Below are 19,841 nucleotides of genomic sequence, written 5' to 3'. Positions count from 1 at the left end.
AGCGTGGCCTGGCAACCCCGCTAGAAAGAAACGCAGGCCGTGTTCTTGACCCGCAAAACCGCCTCCTGCTGAAAGCGCGATTTGTAATCGGCCACGACGGCCTGAACAGCCGCCTCGGCCGCCGGCGTTTCAGGGTGAACCAGGTTGAGCACATGCGAGGCCTCACTGACGATCGCCCCGGTGGCCGCAGACCGCCACTGGCCGGACGCCTGCCACGCCGACAGGCCCTCGGGGAACTTCGGTGTGACTGTGCCGCGCAGAAACTCAGACCACTCTTCAGAGCTCACGATGCCGCCCGGCTTGGCGGTGCCGAAATACAAAAGATCACTGACCAGGCGCTGCTCATTGCTGGCGCAGCGTGGCTCGGACAAGGTTGCGCAGCCGGCCAATAGGATGGCGGTCAGGAACAGGGTGGCGGCGCGCGTGAGTGGTCGCATAGGCGGTAATCGGTTCAATGGCGACGGTAAGGTCTGTCAATGGAAAAGTTCACAGCCGTTTTCACGCGTCAGACCCCAGCCAATCTTCGGTATGGCGGTGACGATCAAGACCAAGCGTCTCGAATTCGTCACGCGCAGGGGCTATTACTCGAACACCAAGTAAAGCCAGGGCTTCGTTGATGGGGCCTGTTTCTGCCGACTTAGGGCCAAGCACGATCGTGCCGTCGCGAAATACTGTGGCGCCTTGCGCACCCTCCCCACCAAAGTACTCGGTTTCGAAGTACATAAGAGAACCGCGGCTCGAAGCCATACTTAGCTCGCGAACCAGTTGCTCACAAAGGTAATTGAATCCATCAGGGTGAGCCGTGAGCGGGGGCGGAAGAATTGAGTCTATGTCTTCGGGCCGAAGCGGCAAGATGGCAAGGCTCTGAGTCAAGGTGATAGGGGCATGCAATGAGTGCTTGCGAGCGAAGGACTCAAGCTTTTCAGGTTTGGCGACGAGGCCGGTGACAAAGTGACCCATGATGTTTAAGGTTTGATGTGACTGCCACTCGATTGAACAACTGTGGCGATTAATCTGTCAGGCTTCATTCTCGCTCCGTCGGCTCTTGCGGCGAGCCAGCACTTCACCCAAGGGCTGATCCGCCGACTTGCGCCAATCACGCGGCCCGGTCGACCGCACCTTGTTCTCAAGCGCATCAAGTTGGTCTGGATCGACCGTCCGTAGCGCTTGCGCCAGTGTGTGGTCTTGCGCGTGACGCTCAGAGCGAATGCCTCTTGCCTTGGAAAGCGGAATTCCCTTGCGCGAGGCTTTGCTGTTTTCACCGAAGGTATTGCGGCGATCTTTCGCGTAGCTGAGGCGCTTCTTTTGTTGTGGGGTCATGTGAACATAGGTGTAGAGCGGCGTGTAACTGTCTTTATGCAATAGCGGCAGCCATGATGTAGTGATGCTAGCTCGCCGGATCGACAGATGAAACCTCCTCAGCTTTTTGCCACATCACAAAATACTTGTCCACCACGGCGCGAACTTGTCCGGCCAGGCGCTCGTCGGCTTCCTTGCTCAGGTTTTCAGCGGCAAACACCGCATCGACGAACTCGCCGGGGCCGGCCATGGCGTCCGGGGGAAATCTTGAAATCGTGCGCAAGGCGGAGCAAAAGCCCAGTTCTTCGCACAACTGCGATAGCAGGCTGATCGATTGTTCTGTTGACATTCATGTCGCTGGTTTGAAGGGGCCGATGCCATGGCCGGGGCCGGCCGGGGCATCCTGCCTCGATGAAAAGATTGGCGTGCAGGCGTTCTTACCAGAACTTCCACCAGGGCTGGCTGCGCGCCTTGCCCCTGGTTTCGTCGTCTGCGTTCTGTGAAGCGGTGAGTTTCGTCCGCATGGCCGGTATGGCGTCGAAAAGATCGGCAACGGAGTTTGTCTCTTCGCCGGCCAGTTGTTTTCTCGCCTTTCTAAACGGATAGACCGACACGCCTGGGTCAACGCGGACCATCCATTCGCCTTTTGGATATTCGACCCACTGCCCGTTGAATGTGCGGCAAATACATTCACCCAGAAACGCGCCCAGGCTGTCTGTCAGTTTTTCCTTGCTCTCCTCGCTGGCGATTCCTCTCAGAGTATTGATGTACTTGTTGAGCCAGCGCACTCCGGCGTCGTCGTATTCAACGACCCAGCCCAGTTGGCCGCACGCTATTCTTCGAACCTGTTCAGCATTGACGATGAAGCGGTTTTCTATTGACAGTTTGTTGATTACCTTGTTGTTCATCTTTGGGTTCATCAGCACAAAAAAACTGCAAACCGCGATTGCGGTAAACAGACCAAAAAAATCCGAATGGCGATTAGATGCCGGGAGGACTTTCGGAACGCATACGGATAGCGCTTTGTGCCTCTAAACTTCCGTCATGCCGACCGTTATCTCCAGCCAGTTCGCCAGCCGCGTCACCCTGTTGCGTGACAAGGTCGAGTCTTTCGCCGCATACCCGTTTTGTCTGCCGGCCGTGCGCACGCTTGAGCAGATCGACCTGCATCCCAAGGTGACGTTTCTGGTGGGGGAGAACGGCTCGGGCAAGTCCACCCTGCTGGAGGCCATTGCGATCTCGCTGGGCTTTAATGCCGAAGGCGGCACGAAGAACTTCCGCTTCGATACGCGGGTGTCGCATTCGGTGCTGCATGAATACCTTCGCATCGCCAAGGGCTTCAAGCGGCCCAAGACCGGGTTCTTCCTGCGCGCCGAAAGCTTTTTTAATGTGGCAACCGAGATCGAGAACCTGGACGCGGAGCCGTCCTTCGGCCCGCCTGTCATCACTTTTTACGGTTCACGCTCACTACACGAGCAGTCGCATGGCGAATCGTTCATGTCGCTGCTGACGCACCGCTTCGGGCCGGACGGCCTGTACATCCTTGATGAGCCCGAAGCCGCGCTGTCGCCGCAGCGCCAGCTGGCCGTGTTATCACGCATGCACGACCTGGTGCGGGAAAGGTCGCAGTTCGTGATCGCCACGCATTCGCCCATCCTGATGGCCTACCCGGATGCCTGGATTTATGCCTGCACCAAGGACGGCCTGGCGCGTATCGCGTACCGCGACACGGAGCATTACCAGGTGATGAGCGATTTTCTGCAGAACCCGGAGCGCATGCTGCGCGAGTTGCTGGACAGGCGCGATGATGAGGATCAGGGCGGGGAGGGCGGCTGACCGGCCTCTACCCCCTTAGTTCTTTCCCTTTGCCGCTACCAACTCCGGTTGAGCTTGAACATCAGCGAGCTGGCATTGTTGCCCGTGACCCATTTGCGGTAGTAGCCCACGCTGCCTGTCAGGCTGTTCGTCCATTGCATCTTCATGCCCAGGTTCAGCTCCAGCGCGGTGTTGGCGGTGGGTGCACCCTGCACCGTGAAGGCGGCCGCCCCTTGCGCATCGGCGAAAGACAGGCCCAGGCTGCCGGGGTTTCCGCCTTTGAGCTGGGACACGGCCAGACCGGCATCCAGCGTGGTCTTTTTGCGCGGGGAATCGTGCAGCTTGTACTCGGTGCGCACGCCGGCGGAAAGCTCCAGCGGCTTGTCGGTGCGGCCGTCCACCGCCAGTGAGAAACCGCCGCCGCCTTGCTCTACATACGCGTCCTGGCGGATCACCGTCTGGCGCAGGCTGGCATAGGGCTCGACGCGCCAGGCCGGCGACAGGCTGAGGCTGCGGCCGGCCTCCAGGCGCAGGCTGGGCGTGAAGCTGGAAAAGCGGCTTTGCGCCATTGTGTCGACACCCGCAAACACAATGCGGCGGTCCACGCGGTGCCTGCGCCAGGCGATGTTGGCATAACCGCCGGCGTACCAGCTGTCATGCGACCAGCGTGCGTAGCCGGCGAGGTTGAAGGAACTCGTGTCCAGCGTATCGACACCCAGCATGCCGTTTTCGCGGCCGCTCCCGGCCGACAGGCCCAGCGACAGGTCACCGCCGCCCAAGGACTGCTGCGGGCGCCAGTCCATGCCCAGCTGCAGCATGCGCCCGTCCACGTCGCCGCCGGCAATGCCTTGGGCGGTGTCGCCGCTGATGCGGTTGCGCGCATTGACCACCGCCATCCAGCCGTCGAGCGCAGGCGCGGCGCTGGATGCATCCAGGCCCAGGCGCAGACCCGACTGCATGGCCGAGACCGGCGCGGCGGACGGCGGCTTGAGGCGGCTGTAAAACTTCAGCTGGCCGGATGTGCGCACGGCTTCCGCGCCGCCGGCGCCGCCCTGGTGCACGTGCGACATCAGCAGCTCGTCCAGCGAGTCGTTCATGCGGTACATCTGCCGCGCCGCCGTGGCGTGCGCGCTGCCGCTGACGGCCGTGAGCGCCTCGCGCGCCTGGCTGGCCGTGAGTGCGTCGAGTTTTTGCGGCGCGCTGGAGCCGGACAGCGCCAGCGCGGTGAGGGCATTGCCCGCGCCGGCCTGGTTGGGCGTGGCGGCCACCTGTGCGTAGCTGGGCACGGCCATGCCAGAGGCCGCCGCGAAGGTCACGATGGCGGAGCTGGCGGTGTAACTCAGCGTGGGAACCAGGTAGGCGTAGTCATGCTGCACGCCGCCGCTGAAAGTGCCGGTGCGTGTGCCGGCCTGCACCAGAGTGCGCGTCATGCCGGCGGTGACGGCGCTGCCGGCGCCGCTGCCCGCCTGGATGATGAGCTTGCCGCTCAGTTGCGCGGTGCCGGAGACATTGAGGCGGCCGAAGTTGGCCGCTGCGTCGACCGTGCTCAGCAGCGATGAGCCTGTGCCCATGGTGAAGTTGCCGGTGACCGAATGGGTGGTGCTGTCCAGGCCCAGCCGCCCGCCGTTGCCCAGGCCCGAGGCGGTCTGCGCGGCCAGCGTGACATTGCCGGTGACGGACGCGTTGCCGCCGGTGCCGCTGGCCATTTTGAAGACGGCGGCCGGGCTGGCCTGTGTGCCGCCGGCGCTCACGCTCACGCCCGAGGCCAGCGATGCGCCCTTCAGCGTGAAGCCGCCGGCGGCCACCGTGGTGCCGCCGGAATAGGTGTGCGTGCCGCCGTCAAACACCTGGGTGCCGGCGCCGTCGATGCGTACGTCGCCGCCGCCTATGACGCTGCCGTAGTAGGTGTTGGTGGTCGCGGCGGCCGGCTGCAGGGTCAGCACGCTGGTCGAGCCGGTGATGCGCACGATGGAATCCGAAGGGCCGGTGATGCCGCGCATGCGCTGGCTCGAATTGAGCAGGTGCAGCGTGGCGTAGTGGCCCGAGGTCGGGTTGGCCAGGTACTGCGAATAAACGCCGCTGGTGTCCAGGATGTCGTCGGCCGCGACAGCGTCATAGAGCCGGTTGTTGAAGTAGTCGAACATCTGCAGCCGGTCGGGCGTGAAGCCGCTGGCATAGGTGCGCGTGGTGTTACCGGTGCCCGAGATATTGGCCTGGCGCGTGGCGTTGTTGGCAAAGGTCGTGCTGTTGGCCACGCCGCCGTTGATGCTGCTGTCCATCACCGTCCAGGACATGCGCGACTTCAGCACGTCGTCGGTGGTGTTGGCATAGTCGCCCGAGACGCCGCCCGCTTCCATGCCCGCATAAGAGTTGGGGAACACCGAAGGCGCTGAGCTGTAGGCCGTGGACGATGTCATCGGCGACTGGTAGAAGGGCTTGGAGACATCGAGCTGCAGGCCGTACTGCTCTTGCGTGTCGCGCTGCGTGCTGCCTTGCGCCAGCAGGTCGTGCGTGTCCACAGTGCGGCATTTGAAGCTGCTGGCCGCGCCACCCGCGCTGGCGCTGGCCATGCCCAGGTCGCGGCAGTCGCCGGCGCGCACCAGGTTCTGGTCGGCCGCGCTCAGGCCGCTGCCGGCCGGCGCGCTGTAGATGTTGCCGCTGCTCACGGTGGCGCGCATGAAGACGTTGTTTTGCTGGGCCACATCGAGCTGCACGGTTTTGCCGCTGAAATTGGCGCGCAGGTTCTCGGTGCGCGGCGCGCTGTGCGGCAAAAACTCCAGCGGGTTGCGCGCAAAGCGCTCGTTGGCGCCGTTGTCGGCGTTGTAGGCAGACTCGCTGACGCTGGTCGGCACCACCAGGTAGGTCAGGTGCAGGTGCACATTGTTGGCGCCTGACAAACCCATGCGCCCCAGCACGGTAGAGCCGCCGCTGACCAGCGTGCCATTGCTGCCGTTCAGGTTGGTGGCGGCGGTCAGCGTGGCGCCGCCGTCGGTGGCCGAGCCTATGGAGTAGAGGTGGTTGTAGACGGTGTAGCGCCGCGACGCGCCCAGCACCGGGTGCATAAAGGTGGCCGTGCCGTTGTCGTGCCGCAGGATGACCTGGTTCTCCAGCGCGCCGCCGACGCCGCTGGGCGCGCAGGGGTGGCCGGCGCCGTAGTCGTTGGAGGTGGCGCTGCCGCCCGGCGGCAGGATGCCGTCGCAGCCGGTGGCCGGGTCCGACGGGTTGCTGCGGGGCCGGCGTATGAAGACCACGCGGCCGTCCATCACCGCATAGGCGTACTCCACGCCCATGGTGTTGCCCAGCTCGCTGGCGTTGCCTAGTTTGTTGATGTCCAGGCCCGCATGCACGTCAAAGCTGCTGCCTAGCTTGCGCGGCGCCAGCGAGTAGCGGACGGTGACCGCGTCCTTCGCGCTGGTGGCCGTGCCGGTGTTGGAGATCACCGGCAGCGGCGTGCCCGTGGTGGGCGCAACTGAGGGCACGACGTTGACATGCAGCGGCCAGTACACCGATTGCGCCATGGCCGGCGCCTGCGTGGCGGCCACCAGCCAGGCGGCCGCGGCCTGCGCCACTGCGCGCCGCCTGAAGTGAGGCCGTCGCCTTGCGGCCCCTCTTTCCCCTCGCTCTCCTCGTTTTCCGTCTCCTCCACCCAACCGGCTTGCAGCATGCATGGCCATCTCCCTCGTTGTCTGGTTGTAAGGGGGTGATGACGGCACATGCCTTCAAAGCATTGCGGCCGGCAGACCCGGCCCGTTGCGTGCGGTCCAGGCCCCGTCTTGATGCGGGGCTTGCCGGTGTCACAACGGGCTGGGCAAATTTGACGTGCAAACGCCGCGGGTAGGCAGCCCCACATACCCTGCGTCAGCCATAACCGTGGGTTATCAGCGTGGTCTGAAATGAAAGAGTCGAAAGAAGCGGCGCGCTTGCGGCGCGCCCCGCACCCGGCTACCGCCCCGTGCTGGCGCGGATGCGGTTCACTTCGAGCGGCGTGATTTCGCTCGCGCGGTTGCCCCACGACTGGCGGATGTGCGTGAGCATCAGCGCCATGTCTGTGTCGTTGAGCACCAATACAAAGGGCGGCATGCCGAAGGGCCGGGGGTTGCCTTGTGTGGCGGGTGCGTAGCCGCCGTTGAGAACGATCTGCACCAGGTTGGAGGCCTGACCCATGGTCACTGCGCGGTTGCCGGCGAGGGCCGGGTAGGCGTTGGCAATGCCTTCGCCTTTGGCGCCGTGGCATTGCGCGCAGTTTTGTTCGTAGAGCTTGGCGGCGCGTTCCACCGACTCGCCTTGGGTCTTGATGGAGGCCGGCTCGGGCGGTGTGGTGTGCGAGGCGGGCAGCTCTTTTAAGAACTGCGCCATCGCGCCCAGGTCGGCGTCGCTCAAGTACTGGGTGCTGCGCTGCACGACTTCAGCCATCGGGCCGGTGACAGATGCGCGAGGCGACACGCCGTTTTTCAGCAGGCTCACGATGTGCTGCTTGTCCCAGTCGCTCACGCCGGCTTCGTACGGCGAGGTGAGCGAGGGCGCATACCAGTTCTGCATCGGGATCAGGCCGCCGGCCAGGTCCAGGCCTTCGTCGCTGGCGCCCAGTGCATTGCGCGCGGTGTGGCAGGCCGCGCAGTGGCCCAGGCCCTTGACCAGATAGGCGCCGCGGTTCCACTCGGCGTTGCGTGCGGTGTCTGGCTCATACACGCCGGGGCTGAAGTAAAGCGCGCGCCACACGGCCAGCGCCGCTTGTGACTGATAAGGAAAGCGCAGCGCATGCGGTTGGTTGGCTTGCACCACGGCGGGCAGGCTTTGCAGGTAGGCAAAGATGGCGTCGGAATCTTCACGCGTGACCTGGGTGTAGCTGGTGTACGGAAAAGCCGGGTACAGCAGACGCCCGTCTTTGGAGCGGCCGTTGTGCATGGCCCGCCAGAAGTGCGATGACGACCACGTGCCTATGCCGGTCTTGTCGTCGGGCGTGAGGTTGGAGGTGAACACGGTGCCGAAGGGCGTGGCGATGCCCAGGCCGCCCGCATAGGGCTGCCCGCCCTGCGCGGTGTGGCAGGTCTGGCAGTTGCCGGCGCGCGCCAGGTAGGCGCCGCGCGCCACCATGCCGTCGCTGGGCGAGGCGGCGGCCACCGGGGTTTTCACATCGACCTCGCCGCGCACATTGAGGGCCCAGACCAGGGCGCCCAAAGCGACGGTGAGCAGCACCAGGGCCAGCAGGATTTGGAAAGCCTTTTTCATTTTTGGGCTTTCGCGGGTGCTGTGGTGGTGGCTGGAGTCAGTGGCACTTCAGGCGCGCTGCCGCAGGTAATGCCTTGCGCGCCCGCTGCCAGTGGCGGCAGCGAGGTGGCCGGCTTGGTGCTGGCCGGCAGCGGCTGCGCGGCCAGCCAGCTGGCGACGGCGTTGATGTCTTCCAGCGTGAGGCGAGACACCACTTCTTTCATGCAGTCAGGCGCATGCGCGCGGCGCTGGCCGGCCTTCCATGCGCCCAGCTGGGCATTGAGGTAGTCGCGCGGCAGGCCCAGCAGGCCCGGGATGCCGGGCGCCACGCCCGTCATGGCCTGGCCGTGGCATTGCACGCAGGCGGGCACCTGGCGTGCGGCGTCGCCTTGCATGACCAGTTGCTTGCCGTGGTTCACAACTTCGGGCGCAACCGTGGCGGGCAAGGGCGCGGGGTAGGGTACTTCGAGTTTGGAGAAATATTGCGCGATCTCCATCAGGTAGGCGTCACTGAGCGGCGCGATGAGCTGCGTCATCAGGCCGTAGTGGCGGCGCCCGTCGCGAAAGTTCAGCAACTGGTTGTAGAGGTAGCCCGCAGGTTTGCCGGCCAGGCGCGGGTAGTAGCCGTCGGGTGCGGCGCGGCCTTGCGGGCCGTGGCAGGCGGTGCAGGCCATGGTGCGCTGGGCGATGGTGTCTTCAAACGGCGGCGGGGCGGCTGCGGCGGGGCTGGCGGCCAGCCAGGCTGCGGTGGCGAGCGCAACGAACAGGCGGGGCAGATGGAGAAGGCACTGCAATGGCTGTGCAGAACGGGGCTTTTGCATGGGGCCATCATGCCCCAGCCGGGCGTTTGGCGTAAGGCTCAGATGCCGACAGAAAAAGCGTATCAGATGAAAAATCAGAGAAAATTGCAGTATCAGATGAGTTTCTTCCATCTGCGCATTTTTCCATCCGGATTCTCATGAAGCGCTACGAACAACTGGCCGAGCTGCTGGCCGCCGACATACGCACCGGGCGCCTGGCCCCCGGCACGCGCCTGCCCTCTATTCGCACCATCACGGCCCAGCACGGGCTGAGCGCATCGACGGCTTTCAAGGCCTATTACCAGCTGGAAGAAAAAGGCCTGGTGCGGGCGCAGACGCGCTCAGGTTATTACGTGACGGCCCTGGCCGCGCAGCAACTGGCGGCGCCGGCGCGCGGCGCGGCGGATGGCAAGCCCGGCAAGGCATCCGCCCGCGCAGCCGCCACGGTGGCGCAACGGCCCGATGTGAGTGAGCTGGTGTTCTCGGTGCTGGGCGCGGCGCAAGAGCCGGGCATGGTGCCGCTGGGTTCGGCCTTTGCATCGCCGGGGCTGTTTCCCTTACAGCGCCTGGGCAAGTCGCTGGCGCGCACCTCGCGCTTTTTGCAGGGGCCCGACACAGTGGCGAGCCTGCCGCGCGGCGATGAGGCTTTGCGCCGGCAGATCGCGCAGCGCTACCTGGGCATGGGCATGGCGCAGCCGGCTGAAGAGCTCATCGTGACGCACGGCGCGCTGGAGGCGCTGAACCTGTGCCTGGCGGCGGTGGCGCAACCCGGTGACCTGATTGCGGTGGAGTCGCCCGGTTTTTACGCCAGCCTGCAGGCACTGGAGCGCCTCAAGATGAAGGCGCTGGAGATTCCGGTGCATCCGCAAGACGGCCTGGATCTGGCCGCGCTGGCCGATGCGCTCAAGCGCCGGCCCGTCAAGGCCTGCTGGTTCATGACCTCGTTTCAAAACCCCACGGGCGCCAGTTTGCCACTGGAGAAAAAGAAGGCGCTGGTCGCACTGCTGGCCAGCCACGACATTCCGCTGATTGAAGACGATGTGTATGCCGAGCTGTATTTCGGCAGCCGGGGTTTTCTGCCCGCCAAGGCGTTTGACCGCAAGGGGCTGGTGATGCATTGCAGCTCTTTCAGCAAGACGCTGGCGCCCGGCTACCGCGTGGGTTGGGTGTCGCCCGGGCGCTTCGGCCAGCAGATTGAAAGGCTCCGGCTGATGACCACGCTGTCGGCCAGCCTGCCGGCGCAACTGGCGGTGGCGGACTATTTGCAGTACGGCGGTTACGACAAACATTTGCGCAAGTTGCGCCATGCGATGGAGTCGCAGCTTTCCAGTTTGCTGGCGGCGTTGGCCCGCCACTTCCCGGCGGGCGTGCGTGTGTCGCGGCCGGCGGGCGGCTATTTTGTGTGGGTGGAGTTTGCCGAAGGTTTTGATGCGCTGGCCTTGCACCAGGCAGCGCTGGCGCAGGGCATCAGCGTGGCGCCGGGGCCCATCTTTTCAGCGCGGCGCAACTTCAGGCACTGCCTGCGGCTGAACTACGGTTACCCGTGGAGTGATGGCTACGAAGCCGCGATGCAAACGCTGGGCGGGCTGGCGCGGCGGCAAAGCCCGTACCGCTAGCGCTCGTCTTGCTATTTGCGCGTGTCTTGCAGCGCGCGCACGCAGGTGAGGAACTGGTCCCAGCTGGCCTGCACTTCTTTCATGCGCACGCCTTTGTCGAGCACCGCGCCGCAGGCGGCTTCGGCGCGCCGCACCACTTTCAGCAGCGCGCTGGCCGGCAGCGGCGGAATCTGCCCGCGCAAGTTTTCGGCCTTGTTGCGCATCTCGGTGATGGCGTCTTTGGCCATGGTCTTGTTGCCGGCGCAGGCAATCATGCCGATCATCTCGGCCATTTCGCCCAGGGCCGGGTCCAGGTGCCAGACGGCGGCCGTGCCCAGCGCGAGCGCCCACATGCGTTTGTTGCGCGTGGGCGCGGCGCTGGCCTTGGCGGTCACGGCTTGCGCTTCGGGTGAGGCGGCTTGCGTGTGCTCAGGCGCGGTTTCAAACGCGGCTTGGGGCGCAGGGATGGGCGGATTGTTCATGGAGCATGTCTTGTATAGACAAGGAATGATTTTGCCTGAGCCGCGCCCCGGCGGCGAGCGGCTGGCCGTAAAACCCGGTTTCTGCCAAGGAAAAATGCCCGCAACCCTTTAGACATGGGCGTAAGCAGCTATTAAAAACAGAGCAATCTCAAAAGCCGCTCAAGAAGCTTTCAAATGCCTTCCATCCAGCCCGCAATGCGCCGGCAAACCCACTCGGCGTCGTCATGCGGCAGGTCATGCCCGGCCCAGGGGTGGACATGGTGCACGGCCTGCCAGGCCTGGGCCAGCCGGGCGGAGCAGCGCGGGTGCACCAGGTGGTCGGCGGCGGATGAGAGCACAAGCGTGGGGCAGGGTGGTGGCGCTGCCATCGTGAATGCGGCGGCGGCCCTTAGCTGGCGCGTGGCGTTGGCGGCGCTCACGGGTGCATCTTTGCGGATGTGCGTCCATGCCGCGATGTCGGCGCCCTGCTGTGATGCGCGGTTGCAGGTCAGCCGGTGGATGGTGCTCTCGGCGTAGGGCGCATCGCTCCAGCGCGCGGCCACCATGGCCAGCGGCAGCCAGTTGCCCGGGCGCAGGCGTTCGGTGACGCTGCCCAGCGGCCGCATGCTGGTGTTGATTAGCACCAGCCGGTCGACTTCACCCGGAAAGCGCAGCGCCCAGTCGGCCGCGACCATGCCGCCCAGCGACATTGCGACCAACTGGTAGGGCGGGGGCAGGCCCTGCGCCAGCAACTGCGCACGTGCGAAGTCCGCCATCGCGGCCACTGATGGCGGCGAGGCTTCTTTGTGGAACACGCCGTTGCCCGGTAGGTCCAGCGCCAGCACACGGGTGGTTTCTTGCGCCGAGCCCGGCAGCGCGCGTTCGAGCTGGCCGGCGAAGTCGCCCCAGTGGCGCGCTTCGCGTGTCAGGCCCCTGAGCAGCACCCAGCTCATCAGAGCACCCGCCTTGGCCGCCAATAGGCCGTGGCTTGCCGCGCGAGCTGCGCGCGCTGCTCGCCCTCGGGCAGCCAGCGCGGCACGGCAAAGGCGGCGCGCGTGAGGAAGTCCAGCAGGTCGGCATGGCGGCGCAGCACGCGCTTGGTGCGGTGCGCCTTCATGGGGTTGAAGATGCCGTGCCGCGAGAACAGCTGGCGCGGGTTCTTGCGTATCCACAGCCAGGAGCCGAGCTCCAGCGTCATCGGCAAAAAGACGTTGCCCGCCGGCGCGTGGTCGTACGCGTGGTCCCACAGGTCGCCGTGCAGCAGGTACTGGTTGCTTTGCGGCTCGAAGCTGTAGGCATGGTGCGGGTGAGATTGCTCCAGCATGGTCCGCAGCGCAAACATCTCAGGCAGGTGGCCCAGCAGCTTGCGTGTGCGCGCATACGGAAACCAGATGCTGTCCTGAAAGCCGTAGCCCGAATGGCAGTCCAGCGCCAGGCTGAAGGGGCGGGTGGCGAGCTGCTCGCGCACCACCTGTAGCAGCGCGGCGCTTTCGACTTCCATGGGCGTGCCGGGCCGGCCGCAATACCAGGGCAGCAGCGCGCTCAGCGTCTGCCCGCCCGCCAACCAGGGCACGCGGCTGTCGGCGCGCTGCGGCGCATTGCGCATCAAATCAACGCCTTGCGGGTTGGCGCGCTTGTGCGCCCACATGCCGCCGGGGTTGACGATGGGCATGAACACCAGGCGTATTTTTTCAAGCTGGCGGTGCAGCAGCTCGTCCCACTCCAGGCGGTGCAGCAATGCGCGCATGTAGTGCAGGATGAGCTGCGTGCCGATGCGCTCCAGCCCATGGATGCCGCCGAAAAAACCCACCGCGGGCGCCAGCGGGTCGGCCGAGCCGATGCTGGCGGTGTAGAGCGGAAAGGAGGGCGAAAGCGTGTGCGCCTCGGCAACGACAGCGACATCGAAGTGCGCGCTGCCGGCCAGCAGAATGGCTTTCAGCTCCTCCAGCTCGGCAAAGCTGGCGGCCGCGTCCCGCGCCGGGGTGAGGCTGTAGGGGCTGTGAAGGCTGCGAGGGCTTTCCGCGCCGGTGCTCGGAGGCAGGTCGTGCATCCGGCCATCCTTGCACATTTGTTTGACAAGCGCACTACAAAGTGTGCGGCGGGCCGGTTCAGCCTGAAAACAGCTTGAGCCCGGCAACCCCCGCAAGAATCAGCACCAGTGACGCCACCTGCCCGGCCGAGAGGGCTTCATGAAAGATCGCCGCGCCCACCACGGCGGTGCCCATGATGCCTATGCCCGTCCAGGCGGCGTAGGCCACGCCCATGGGCAGCACCCGCAGCGCCAGGGCCAACATCCAGAAGCTGGCGATGGCCGCCCCAATGCCCAGCGCCGTGGGCCAGGGCCGGCTGAAGCCGTCGGCGTGCTTGAGCGCGCTGGCCCAGACGATTTCAAACAGGCCCGCGGCCAGCAGCCACGCCCAGCCGGCCGTCATGCGAAGACGCTTTCGTTATGCATTCGCGCCACCGTCAACAGCAATCGAGGCGCCGGTGACCACGCGGGCCTCGTCGCTCGCCAGGTAAGCGGCCATGGAGGCGACGTCTTCCGGTTTGCCGAAATGGCCCAGCGCGGTGAGGGCGCGCTGGCCGTCGGCGCCGGCGGCTGTGGCGGGGTTCATGTCGGTGTCGGTAGAGCCTGGGTCAATCACATTGACGGTGATGCCGCGTGCGCCCACGTCGCGCGCCAGGCCTTTGGTAAAGCCGATCAGGGCCGACTTGCTCATTGAATACAGGGTGACGCCGCCGTGGGGCACACGCTGCGCAAAGCAGGAGCCGATGGAAATGATGCGCCCGCCCGCACCCATGTGTTTGAGCGCGGCCTGCGAGGCGACAAACACCCCGCGCACATGGATGGCCAGGGTCTGGTCGATCTGCGCCAGCGTCACGTCTTCAGGCGGGCCGTAGGGAAAGATCCCGGCGTTGTTGACCAGGATGTCGAGCCGGCCGAAGGCCGCGGCGGCCTGGTTGACGGCCGCCACCAGGGGCGCCACGTCGGCGCTGTCGGCCTGGATGGCCAGGCCGCGGCTGCCCGCAGCCTCGATCTGTTTGACGACTTCCGCTGCGCGGCCTGCCGAGTTGACATAGGTGATGGCGACGTCGGCGCCGCGTTCCGCCAGGCGCCTTGCGATAGCGGCGCCTATGCCGCGGCTTGCGCCGGTGACCAGGGCGGCCTTGCCTTTGAGATCCTGCATGTTGCTTCCTTTTTCAGAGAGGTTTGAAGGGGTTGGAGTTCAGTGGATTTAATTTATACCGATTGGTATAAAATTGGCATGGTAACCTCCAAAAGCCTTTAAAAAGCCGAGTCTCAATAATTATTTACCTGTTGGTACAAAAACCACATTTCCAGCGAAATCCGCATATTCATGACTGAACGAGGAAGACCCCGCGCATTCGACCGCGAAGAAGCCCTGGGCAAAGCCATGCAGGTCTTCTGGTCGCAAGGCTATGAGGGCGCGTCCATGGGCGAGCTCACCGAGGCCATGGGCATCAACAAGCCCAGCCTGTATGCGGCCTTTGGCTGCAAAGAGGCGCTCTTCCGGGAAGCGGTGCAGTACTACAACAGCGTGGAGTGCATCGCGCTTTCGCAGGCTTTGCAAAACGAGCCCACGGCCCGCGCGGCGATCGAGGCGGTGCTGCGCATCAATGCCGGCACCTATGTGAGCTCAGGCACGCCGCCCGGCTGCATGATCGTGGTGGCCTCCATGCGGGGCGCCGAAGAAAACGCCGAGGTGCGCAGCTTTCTGATGAAGATGCGCAAGGACGGGCAGCTGGGGCTGGCCCAGCGTATAGAGCGCGGCATCCGTGACAAAGACGTGCCTGCCAAGGCGGACGCGGCGAAGCTCGCGGCCTACTACACGACGGTGATTCACGGGCTGTCTATCCAGGCACTGGACGGCGCTTCGGCCCAGGAGCTGCAGGCCATCGTCGACTGCGCCATGGCCAGCTGGGACACGCTGGTACGTTGACCGCCTGGCGGCTCAGTTTCCCGTTCGCTGCTCGATCGCCGATATCACCTGGCGCATGGCCTTGTTGACCGGCTTGTCGCTGCGCATGATGAGCGCCAGCGTTCTTTGCAGCTTGGGGTAAAGCGGGTGCACCGCCAGCCCGGGGTGTTGCCCGGGGCCGGTGACGGCCATGGCCGGCAGGATGCTGCAGCCCAGGCCCGCGGCCACCATTTCCTTGATGGCTTCCACGCTGCCCAGCTCCATCACCGGTTTGGGCGCGTGGCCCGCCGCAGCAAACCACTGATCAATGATCACGCGCGTGTTGGCGGCCGGCTCAAAGAGCACCAGCTCGCGTTTGGCCAAAAAGGCCGGCGTGATGCGGGCGGGCAGGCCGGTTTCGCGCTGGGGAATCACGGCCACAAACTCGTCATTGAGCACCGGTGTGGCCACCAGCGCGCGGCGCTGCACGGGCAGGGTCACCAGCGCCATGTCCAGCGTGTTGCCTTCCACCGCCTTGACGAAGTCGGCCGTGTTGCCGGTGTTGACCAGCACGCTCAAATTGGGAAAGCGCACGCGCAGGGAGCGCAGGATGTGCGGCAATAAATACAGGCAGGCCGTGGCGCCGGTGCCCAGCGTGACCCGGCCCGCGACGTTGGCCGAGTGCGCGGCCATGGCCGTCATCACGCCCTCGACTGCCGAATCCACATGCCTGATCTGCTCCAGCAGGTCAATGCCCGCCGGTGTGGGCGCGGCCCGGCGCGCGACGCGCTCGATCAGGCGCACGCGCAGGCGCTGCTCAAGCTGGCGTATCTGCAGGCTCACAGCCGGCTGCGACAAGCCCAGCCTTTCAGCCGCGCCCGAGAAGCTGCCGGTCTCGATGATGAGCGCGTAGGTGCGCAGGTGGTCGAGGTTGAGCGTCAGGCCGAGGGAGGGGCTGGTGGTTGGCATACAAAGAAATTCTAATGAAAATCATAAGATTTGACATATTTACTTATGCATGGCCTTGGGCAACCATCAAGGCATGCAAGTTTCAAACACTCTCTGCTCCCCCGGTACCGCGGTCTCCATCCACCCTTGTTCCGAGGGCGATATCGCGGCGATCCAGGCCATCTATGCGCATTACGTGGCGACCAACCTCGCCACCTTCGAGCTGGAGCCGCCCACAGCGCACCAGATGCTGTCGCGCCGCGCCGATATCCTTCGCGGCGGTTATCCCTACCTGGTGGCGCGGCTGGGGGGTGAGGTAGTGGGTTATGCCTATGCCAGCGCTTACCGCTTGCGGCCGGCGTATCGCCACACGGTGGAAGACTCGATTTATGTCTCGCCCGGCCACCGCCAGGCCGGCATCGGCAGCGCCTTGCTGCGGGCCTTGATTGAGGACTGCGAAGCGCTGGGCTTCCGGCAAATGGTGGGTGTGGTCGGCAACAGCGCCAACACCGGCTCGTTGCGTGTGCATGAGGCGCTGGGTTTTACGCGGGTCGGCACGCTGGCCGCTGTCGGCTACAAGTTCGGCCAGTGGGTCGACACGGTGTTGATGCAGCGGACGCTGGGCGAGGGCGCCTCAACGCCGGCCGGTTTGGCTGTGGCTCAATCGGCCGGCTGAATCACCAGGTCCGAGAGCGGGTAGGCCACGCAGGGCAGGATGTATCCCTCGCGCTTTTCCTCGGCGCTCAGGCCCGGCCATTCAATGCGGTAAGCCACCTCGCCGCTGGCCAGCCGGCAAATGCAGGTCCGGCAGGTGCCGTTGCGGCAAGAGCTGTCCATCACCACCCCAGCCAAAAGCGCCGACTGCAGGATAGGCAAGGAGGGCGAGGCGCTGAACTGCGTGCCCTCAGGGGCCAGCCGGACGCTGAACTGGGCCGGGTCGTTCATCGGTATTTCGGATTGCGCTGCCAGCGTTAGCCGCGCATGCGCTCCAGCAGCAGCACGGTCATCAGCGCCAGCAACAGTTGCTGCTCTTCGCGCTCGTTGACGGGCGCCATCTGCTCGGCGGTGAACAGGCCCTCAAACAGGGCGGGCTGTTTGGTCAACTCGGCCACCAGGGTGCCGTCGGGCCGTTTCACCTGGTAAGCGGGGTGGAACAGGTAACCCGACAGCAGCCCGATCAGCGGAAGCTGGCCAAAGAGGCCGTCCAGAAAGCGCGTCATCACGCTTTTTTCGTTAATGCTGAAGAGCGTCACGCCGTTGTCCAGCACGTCAAAGCCGGCTCTCCACATGGAACGCACACCGTGCCGCTTGATGCCGCCCAGCGCGATGCCTTGCGAATCGGTGAAGTGGTAAAGCGGCGAAAAATCAATGATGCGGTCGGCCTTGATCTGGTAGAGCTGCTGGTCCTGCTTCTCATTGGTGAAAACCGTGATCGCTTCCTTGAGCTTGAAGAGCTTTTGCCGCACATAGGCAACGGGCCGGCTGTGGGCGTCTGCGACCAGAAACTGGGGTGCGAAGGCAATGAGCTTGAAAGACATCCGCAAAGGAAACTGAAGGCGTTGGGCCATGGTGTGCAAGCGCTTGTAAATGTAAGGGTGCGCCGAATGTAACCGACGCCCGCACCGCTTTCGGGCATCGGCCTGCCGCCGGGCGGACACAGATCAAATGTCTTGCCAGCCGGGGGCGGATTTGGGCGACAATTCCGCTCCGCCGGATTTTTTCCGACCTCAAGCACCAACTCCCAGATTTTCATGTCCAGCTATTCCGTCCGCCACGCCACGCCCCGCGATGCCAAAGCCATCGCAGAGATTCATGTCGCCACCTGGCAAGCCGCCTACAAAGACCTCATGCCCGAGGACTACCTGAACAAGATCTCCGTCGAAAAACGCCTGGCCTACTGGCGCGAAGCCATCGAGTTCAGCGAACCGCAACTGCTGGTAGCCACCGACGGCGACGAGATCGTGGGTTTTGTCGGTTTTGACCGTTCGCGTGATGCGGGTACCAAGTCCACCGTGGGCGAAGTCTGGGCCATGTATGTGGCGCCGGCGCACTGGGGCAAGGGCGCTGGGCTGGCCCTGTGGGATGGCGCGCGCGAAGGCCTGAAGGAAGAAGGCTGCACGCAGGTCACGTTGTGGGTGTTGTTGCGCAATGAACGTGCGCTGCGGTTTTATGAGCATGCTGCGGGGTTCAAGCGGGAGATGCCTTCGCTTAAGACTGTGGCGTTTGGTAGTGCCAAGCTTGAAGAGATTCGGCTTAAGAGGGTAGTGGACTAGTTTTTTGCCGGGTCTTGCTCCGGTCTCTCGCGCTCTTGCCCTTTGCTGAGGCTGTTGGCCGGGGGTTGCCCGGCGGCAAGTAACTTTCTTTTGCTTCGCCAAAAGAAAGTCACCAAAGAAAAGGCGACCCTACTGTCTGCGTCCCTCCGCTTCGCTGCGGGCAACCTGCGGTGCTCGGTCCAGACGGGGTCAAAAACAACTCGCTTCGCTCAAACAAGTTTTTGCCCTTATCCGTCTGGCCCTGTGCTCCTCGGCGCAGACAGAAGGGGCAATCGGGCACGGGGACCAAATACCAAAGACAAATACCAACAAGGACTCGCCGTGGCGAGTCCTTGTTTCTTCAGGTATTCAGGTTTCTTTCTTCGGCTGTTTGGTATTCGGTATTGGTATTCCATCTCCCCACCCCTTCTGTCTGCGCCGAGGAGCGCAGGTTCAGGCGGATCAGGGATCGCGACTGTCTGAGCCGAAGGCGAGTTCGAGCGAGACCCCGCCTGAACCGAGCACCGCAGGTTGCCCGTAGCGAAGCGAAGGGACGCAGACAGTAGGGTCGCCTTTCTTTTGCTTACTTTTCTTTGGCGAAGCAAAGAAAAGTGAGTTGCCGCCGGGCAACCCCCGGCCAGCTGTCCTCAGCAAAGGGCACAAGCGCGCAGGCTGGAACAAGACCCAGCCAAATCAAGACGGAACATTCACTACCCGTTCATCATCATCCGGAATCAAAGGCATCCCTTCATCCGGCTCCACCGGCAACTCCAGCGCATCATCATCATCCCCGGCCTCTTCGGGCGGGCCATAGCGGGGCTGGCCGTTGTCGGTGACCGGGGCCTTGGGGGTGCGTTTGGCAGTCCTGTGCATGAAATTCTCCTTGGGCGTGAAGGCTTGATGATGGGGACTCATGCAGCGCAGCCCGCCAAGCCAAGCGGCTGTTCTTTTGTCAGTGCGGGCCGACAACCGGCCGGCCTTTGCAACACTCTCTTGTCCTACATGCAAGCTGTCTTGCTGCGCACAGGCCGCAGCTTCGCTTGTGCCTACAGTGGTTGACTACACCCGATGGCCCCGAATCTGATCGCGGGTGCCACATCAGCATTGTGTGGAATTTTTTTGAAAGAAGCATCATGGACAAAACCACAGCATCTCCAGCCAACGACAACCCCATCCAGCGCAGCGTCGAATCCGCAGGCGCGGCGCTTCACAGCGGCATTGACAAGGTCGCCGAGCCGGCACGCAACGCGGTGGAGCGCGCCTCCTCGGCGGCGCACCAGGGTGTCGACAAGCTGGCCGGCAGCGCCAGCCATGTGGCGGACCGTTTTGCCGACCAGACGCGCCTGGTGAGCGAGGCGCCCGGCCGCGTGCTTGAAGCGTCGAAATCGTGGGTGCAGGAAAAACCGCTTGAGGCGGTTGGTGTAGCGCTGGCGCTCGGGTTCATTCTGGGCCGATTGACGGCGCGCTAAGCCGTCTCAGCTCCTGTTCGGTCAAAGCCGCCTTGGGGCGGCTTTTTGCTGCACTGTGCTTCTGTGGGCGGAGC

General features: G+C 64.4%; 23 protein-coding genes. 6 read left to right on the top strand and 17 right to left on the bottom strand.

Annotation, left to right across the window (positions count from 1 at the left end; all coding sequences use genetic code 11):
- Nucleotides 1-20 precede the first annotated feature (20 nt).
- The 5 genes from BM408_RS03955 to BM408_RS03940 all read right to left on the bottom strand — a co-directional run bounded on the left by BM408_RS03955 (nucleotide 21) and on the right by BM408_RS03940 (nucleotide 2,207).
- A complete protein-coding gene (locus tag BM408_RS03955) occupies nucleotides 21-437 on the bottom strand; it encodes a DUF3574 domain-containing protein (protein ID WP_092127031.1) in 417 nt (138 codons plus the stop codon).
- Between the two features lie 61 nt (nucleotides 438-498).
- Nucleotides 499-960: a hypothetical protein gene (locus BM408_RS03950; RefSeq protein ID WP_092127029.1), complete on the bottom strand. Its 462-nt coding sequence runs from the start codon at nucleotides 958-960 to the stop codon at nucleotides 499-501.
- Between the two features lie 57 nt (nucleotides 961-1,017).
- On the bottom strand, nucleotides 1,018-1,320 hold the full coding sequence (locus BM408_RS22650; protein WP_139237296.1) for a hypothetical protein: 303 nt from the start codon (nucleotides 1,318-1,320) through the stop codon (nucleotides 1,018-1,020).
- 67 nt (nucleotides 1,321-1,387) lie between these two features.
- On the bottom strand, nucleotides 1,388-1,648 hold the full coding sequence (locus BM408_RS03945) for a hypothetical protein (RefSeq protein WP_092127027.1): 261 nt from the start codon (nucleotides 1,646-1,648) through the stop codon (nucleotides 1,388-1,390).
- 88 nt (nucleotides 1,649-1,736) lie between these two features.
- Entirely contained in the window at nucleotides 1,737-2,207 is a 471-nt protein-coding gene (locus BM408_RS03940; RefSeq protein WP_092127025.1) for a hypothetical protein, read from the bottom strand.
- A 136-nt stretch (nucleotides 2,208-2,343) separates the two neighbouring features.
- Between BM408_RS03940 and BM408_RS03935 the strand changes: the two genes are divergently transcribed.
- Complete coding sequence (locus tag BM408_RS03935) at nucleotides 2,344-3,135, top strand: AAA family ATPase (RefSeq protein ID WP_092127023.1); 792 nt, start codon at nucleotides 2,344-2,346, stop codon at nucleotides 3,133-3,135.
- A 35-nt stretch (nucleotides 3,136-3,170) separates the two neighbouring features.
- On the opposite strand, the gene BM408_RS03930 is transcribed toward BM408_RS03935, so the two are convergent.
- The 3 genes from BM408_RS03930 to BM408_RS03920 all read right to left on the bottom strand — a co-directional run bounded on the left by BM408_RS03930 (nucleotide 3,171) and on the right by BM408_RS03920 (nucleotide 9,143).
- A complete protein-coding gene (locus BM408_RS03930) occupies nucleotides 3,171-6,683 on the bottom strand; it encodes an autotransporter family protein (RefSeq protein WP_175541669.1) in 3,513 nt (1,170 codons plus the stop codon).
- A 373-nt stretch (nucleotides 6,684-7,056) separates the two neighbouring features.
- Nucleotides 7,057-8,343 carry a c-type cytochrome gene (locus tag BM408_RS03925; RefSeq protein WP_092127019.1) on the bottom strand — a complete coding sequence of 429 codons (1,287 nt, stop codon included), beginning with the start codon at nucleotides 8,341-8,343 and terminating at the stop codon, nucleotides 7,057-7,059.
- Nucleotides 8,340-9,143: a c-type cytochrome gene (locus BM408_RS03920; protein WP_092127017.1), complete on the bottom strand. Its 804-nt coding sequence runs from the start codon at nucleotides 9,141-9,143 to the stop codon at nucleotides 8,340-8,342. Before BM408_RS03920 ends, BM408_RS03925 begins: the two co-directional genes overlap by 4 nt.
- 137 nt (nucleotides 9,144-9,280) lie before the next feature.
- Between BM408_RS03920 and BM408_RS03915 the strand changes: the two genes are divergently transcribed.
- Nucleotides 9,281-10,738, top strand: a complete 1,458-nt coding sequence (locus BM408_RS03915) for an aminotransferase-like domain-containing protein (protein ID WP_092127015.1) — start codon at nucleotides 9,281-9,283, stop codon at nucleotides 10,736-10,738.
- Nucleotides 10,739-10,749: 11 nt separating this feature from the next.
- Here BM408_RS03915 and BM408_RS03910 read toward each other — a convergent pair whose 3' ends face one another.
- The 5 genes from BM408_RS03910 to BM408_RS03890 all read right to left on the bottom strand — a co-directional run bounded on the left by BM408_RS03910 (nucleotide 10,750) and on the right by BM408_RS03890 (nucleotide 14,366).
- A complete protein-coding gene (locus BM408_RS03910) occupies nucleotides 10,750-11,199 on the bottom strand; it encodes a hypothetical protein (RefSeq protein WP_092127013.1) in 450 nt (149 codons plus the stop codon).
- 170 nt (nucleotides 11,200-11,369) lie between these two features.
- Complete coding sequence (locus tag BM408_RS03905) at nucleotides 11,370-12,131, bottom strand: alpha/beta fold hydrolase (protein ID WP_175541668.1); 762 nt, start codon at nucleotides 12,129-12,131, stop codon at nucleotides 11,370-11,372.
- Entirely contained in the window at nucleotides 12,131-13,228 is a 1,098-nt protein-coding gene (locus BM408_RS03900) for a M14 family zinc carboxypeptidase (protein WP_092127011.1), read from the bottom strand. Before BM408_RS03900 ends, BM408_RS03905 begins: the two co-directional genes overlap by 1 nt.
- Nucleotides 13,229-13,286: 58 nt before the next feature.
- The gene (locus tag BM408_RS03895) at nucleotides 13,287-13,610 is read right to left on the bottom strand and encodes a DMT family transporter (RefSeq protein WP_092127009.1); all 324 of its coding nucleotides are present in this window, start codon (nucleotides 13,608-13,610) and stop codon (nucleotides 13,287-13,289) included.
- 15 nt (nucleotides 13,611-13,625) lie between these two features.
- Nucleotides 13,626-14,366, bottom strand: a complete 741-nt coding sequence (locus BM408_RS03890) for an SDR family NAD(P)-dependent oxidoreductase (RefSeq protein WP_092127007.1) — start codon at nucleotides 14,364-14,366, stop codon at nucleotides 13,626-13,628.
- Nucleotides 14,367-14,537: 171 nt separating this feature from the next.
- On the opposite strand from BM408_RS03890, the gene BM408_RS03885 reads away from it, so the two are divergent.
- Nucleotides 14,538-15,140, top strand: a complete 603-nt coding sequence (locus BM408_RS03885; protein WP_092127005.1) for a TetR/AcrR family transcriptional regulator — start codon at nucleotides 14,538-14,540, stop codon at nucleotides 15,138-15,140.
- Between the two features lie 12 nt (nucleotides 15,141-15,152).
- On the opposite strand, the gene BM408_RS03880 is transcribed toward BM408_RS03885, so the two are convergent.
- Nucleotides 15,153-16,067, bottom strand: a complete 915-nt coding sequence (locus tag BM408_RS03880) for a LysR family transcriptional regulator (protein WP_092127003.1) — start codon at nucleotides 16,065-16,067, stop codon at nucleotides 15,153-15,155.
- Nucleotides 16,068-16,140: 73 nt separating this feature from the next.
- Here BM408_RS03880 and BM408_RS03875 point away from each other — a divergent pair, with 73 nt between their 5' ends.
- Nucleotides 16,141-16,722, top strand: a complete 582-nt coding sequence (locus BM408_RS03875; RefSeq protein ID WP_254774695.1) for a GNAT family N-acetyltransferase — start codon at nucleotides 16,141-16,143, stop codon at nucleotides 16,720-16,722.
- Here the strand turns inward: BM408_RS03875 and BM408_RS03870 are convergent.
- Both BM408_RS03870 and BM408_RS03865 read right to left on the bottom strand, forming a co-directional pair.
- Complete coding sequence (locus tag BM408_RS03870; protein ID WP_092126999.1) at nucleotides 16,707-16,991, bottom strand: 2Fe-2S iron-sulfur cluster-binding protein; 285 nt, start codon at nucleotides 16,989-16,991, stop codon at nucleotides 16,707-16,709. The genes BM408_RS03875 and BM408_RS03870 overlap by 16 nt on opposite strands.
- 26 nt (nucleotides 16,992-17,017) lie before the next feature.
- Nucleotides 17,018-17,614 carry an LURP-one-related family protein gene (locus tag BM408_RS03865; protein ID WP_092126997.1) on the bottom strand — a complete coding sequence of 199 codons (597 nt, stop codon included), beginning with the start codon at nucleotides 17,612-17,614 and terminating at the stop codon, nucleotides 17,018-17,020.
- A 183-nt stretch (nucleotides 17,615-17,797) separates the two neighbouring features.
- On the opposite strand from BM408_RS03865, the gene BM408_RS03860 reads away from it, so the two are divergent.
- On the top strand, nucleotides 17,798-18,319 hold the full coding sequence (locus BM408_RS03860; RefSeq protein ID WP_092126995.1) for a GNAT family N-acetyltransferase: 522 nt from the start codon (nucleotides 17,798-17,800) through the stop codon (nucleotides 18,317-18,319).
- Nucleotides 18,320-18,991: 672 nt separating this feature from the next.
- Here the strand turns inward: BM408_RS03860 and BM408_RS03845 are convergent.
- Entirely contained in the window at nucleotides 18,992-19,171 is a 180-nt protein-coding gene (locus BM408_RS03845; RefSeq protein ID WP_092126993.1) for a hypothetical protein, read from the bottom strand.
- 260 nt (nucleotides 19,172-19,431) lie between these two features.
- Here BM408_RS03845 and BM408_RS03840 point away from each other — a divergent pair, with 260 nt between their 5' ends.
- Nucleotides 19,432-19,767 carry an ElaB/YgaM/YqjD family protein gene (locus BM408_RS03840; protein WP_092126991.1) on the top strand — a complete coding sequence of 112 codons (336 nt, stop codon included), beginning with the start codon at nucleotides 19,432-19,434 and terminating at the stop codon, nucleotides 19,765-19,767.
- The last annotated feature ends 74 nt before the right edge of the window (nucleotides 19,768-19,841 follow it).

The sequence above is a fragment of the Polaromonas sp. YR568 genome (assembly GCF_900116715.1).
Taxonomy (GTDB): domain Bacteria; phylum Pseudomonadota; class Gammaproteobacteria; order Burkholderiales; family Burkholderiaceae_C; genus Polaromonas.
Note: the sequence above shows the minus strand (reverse complement) of the source record. Positions and strands in the feature narration are given on the sequence as shown.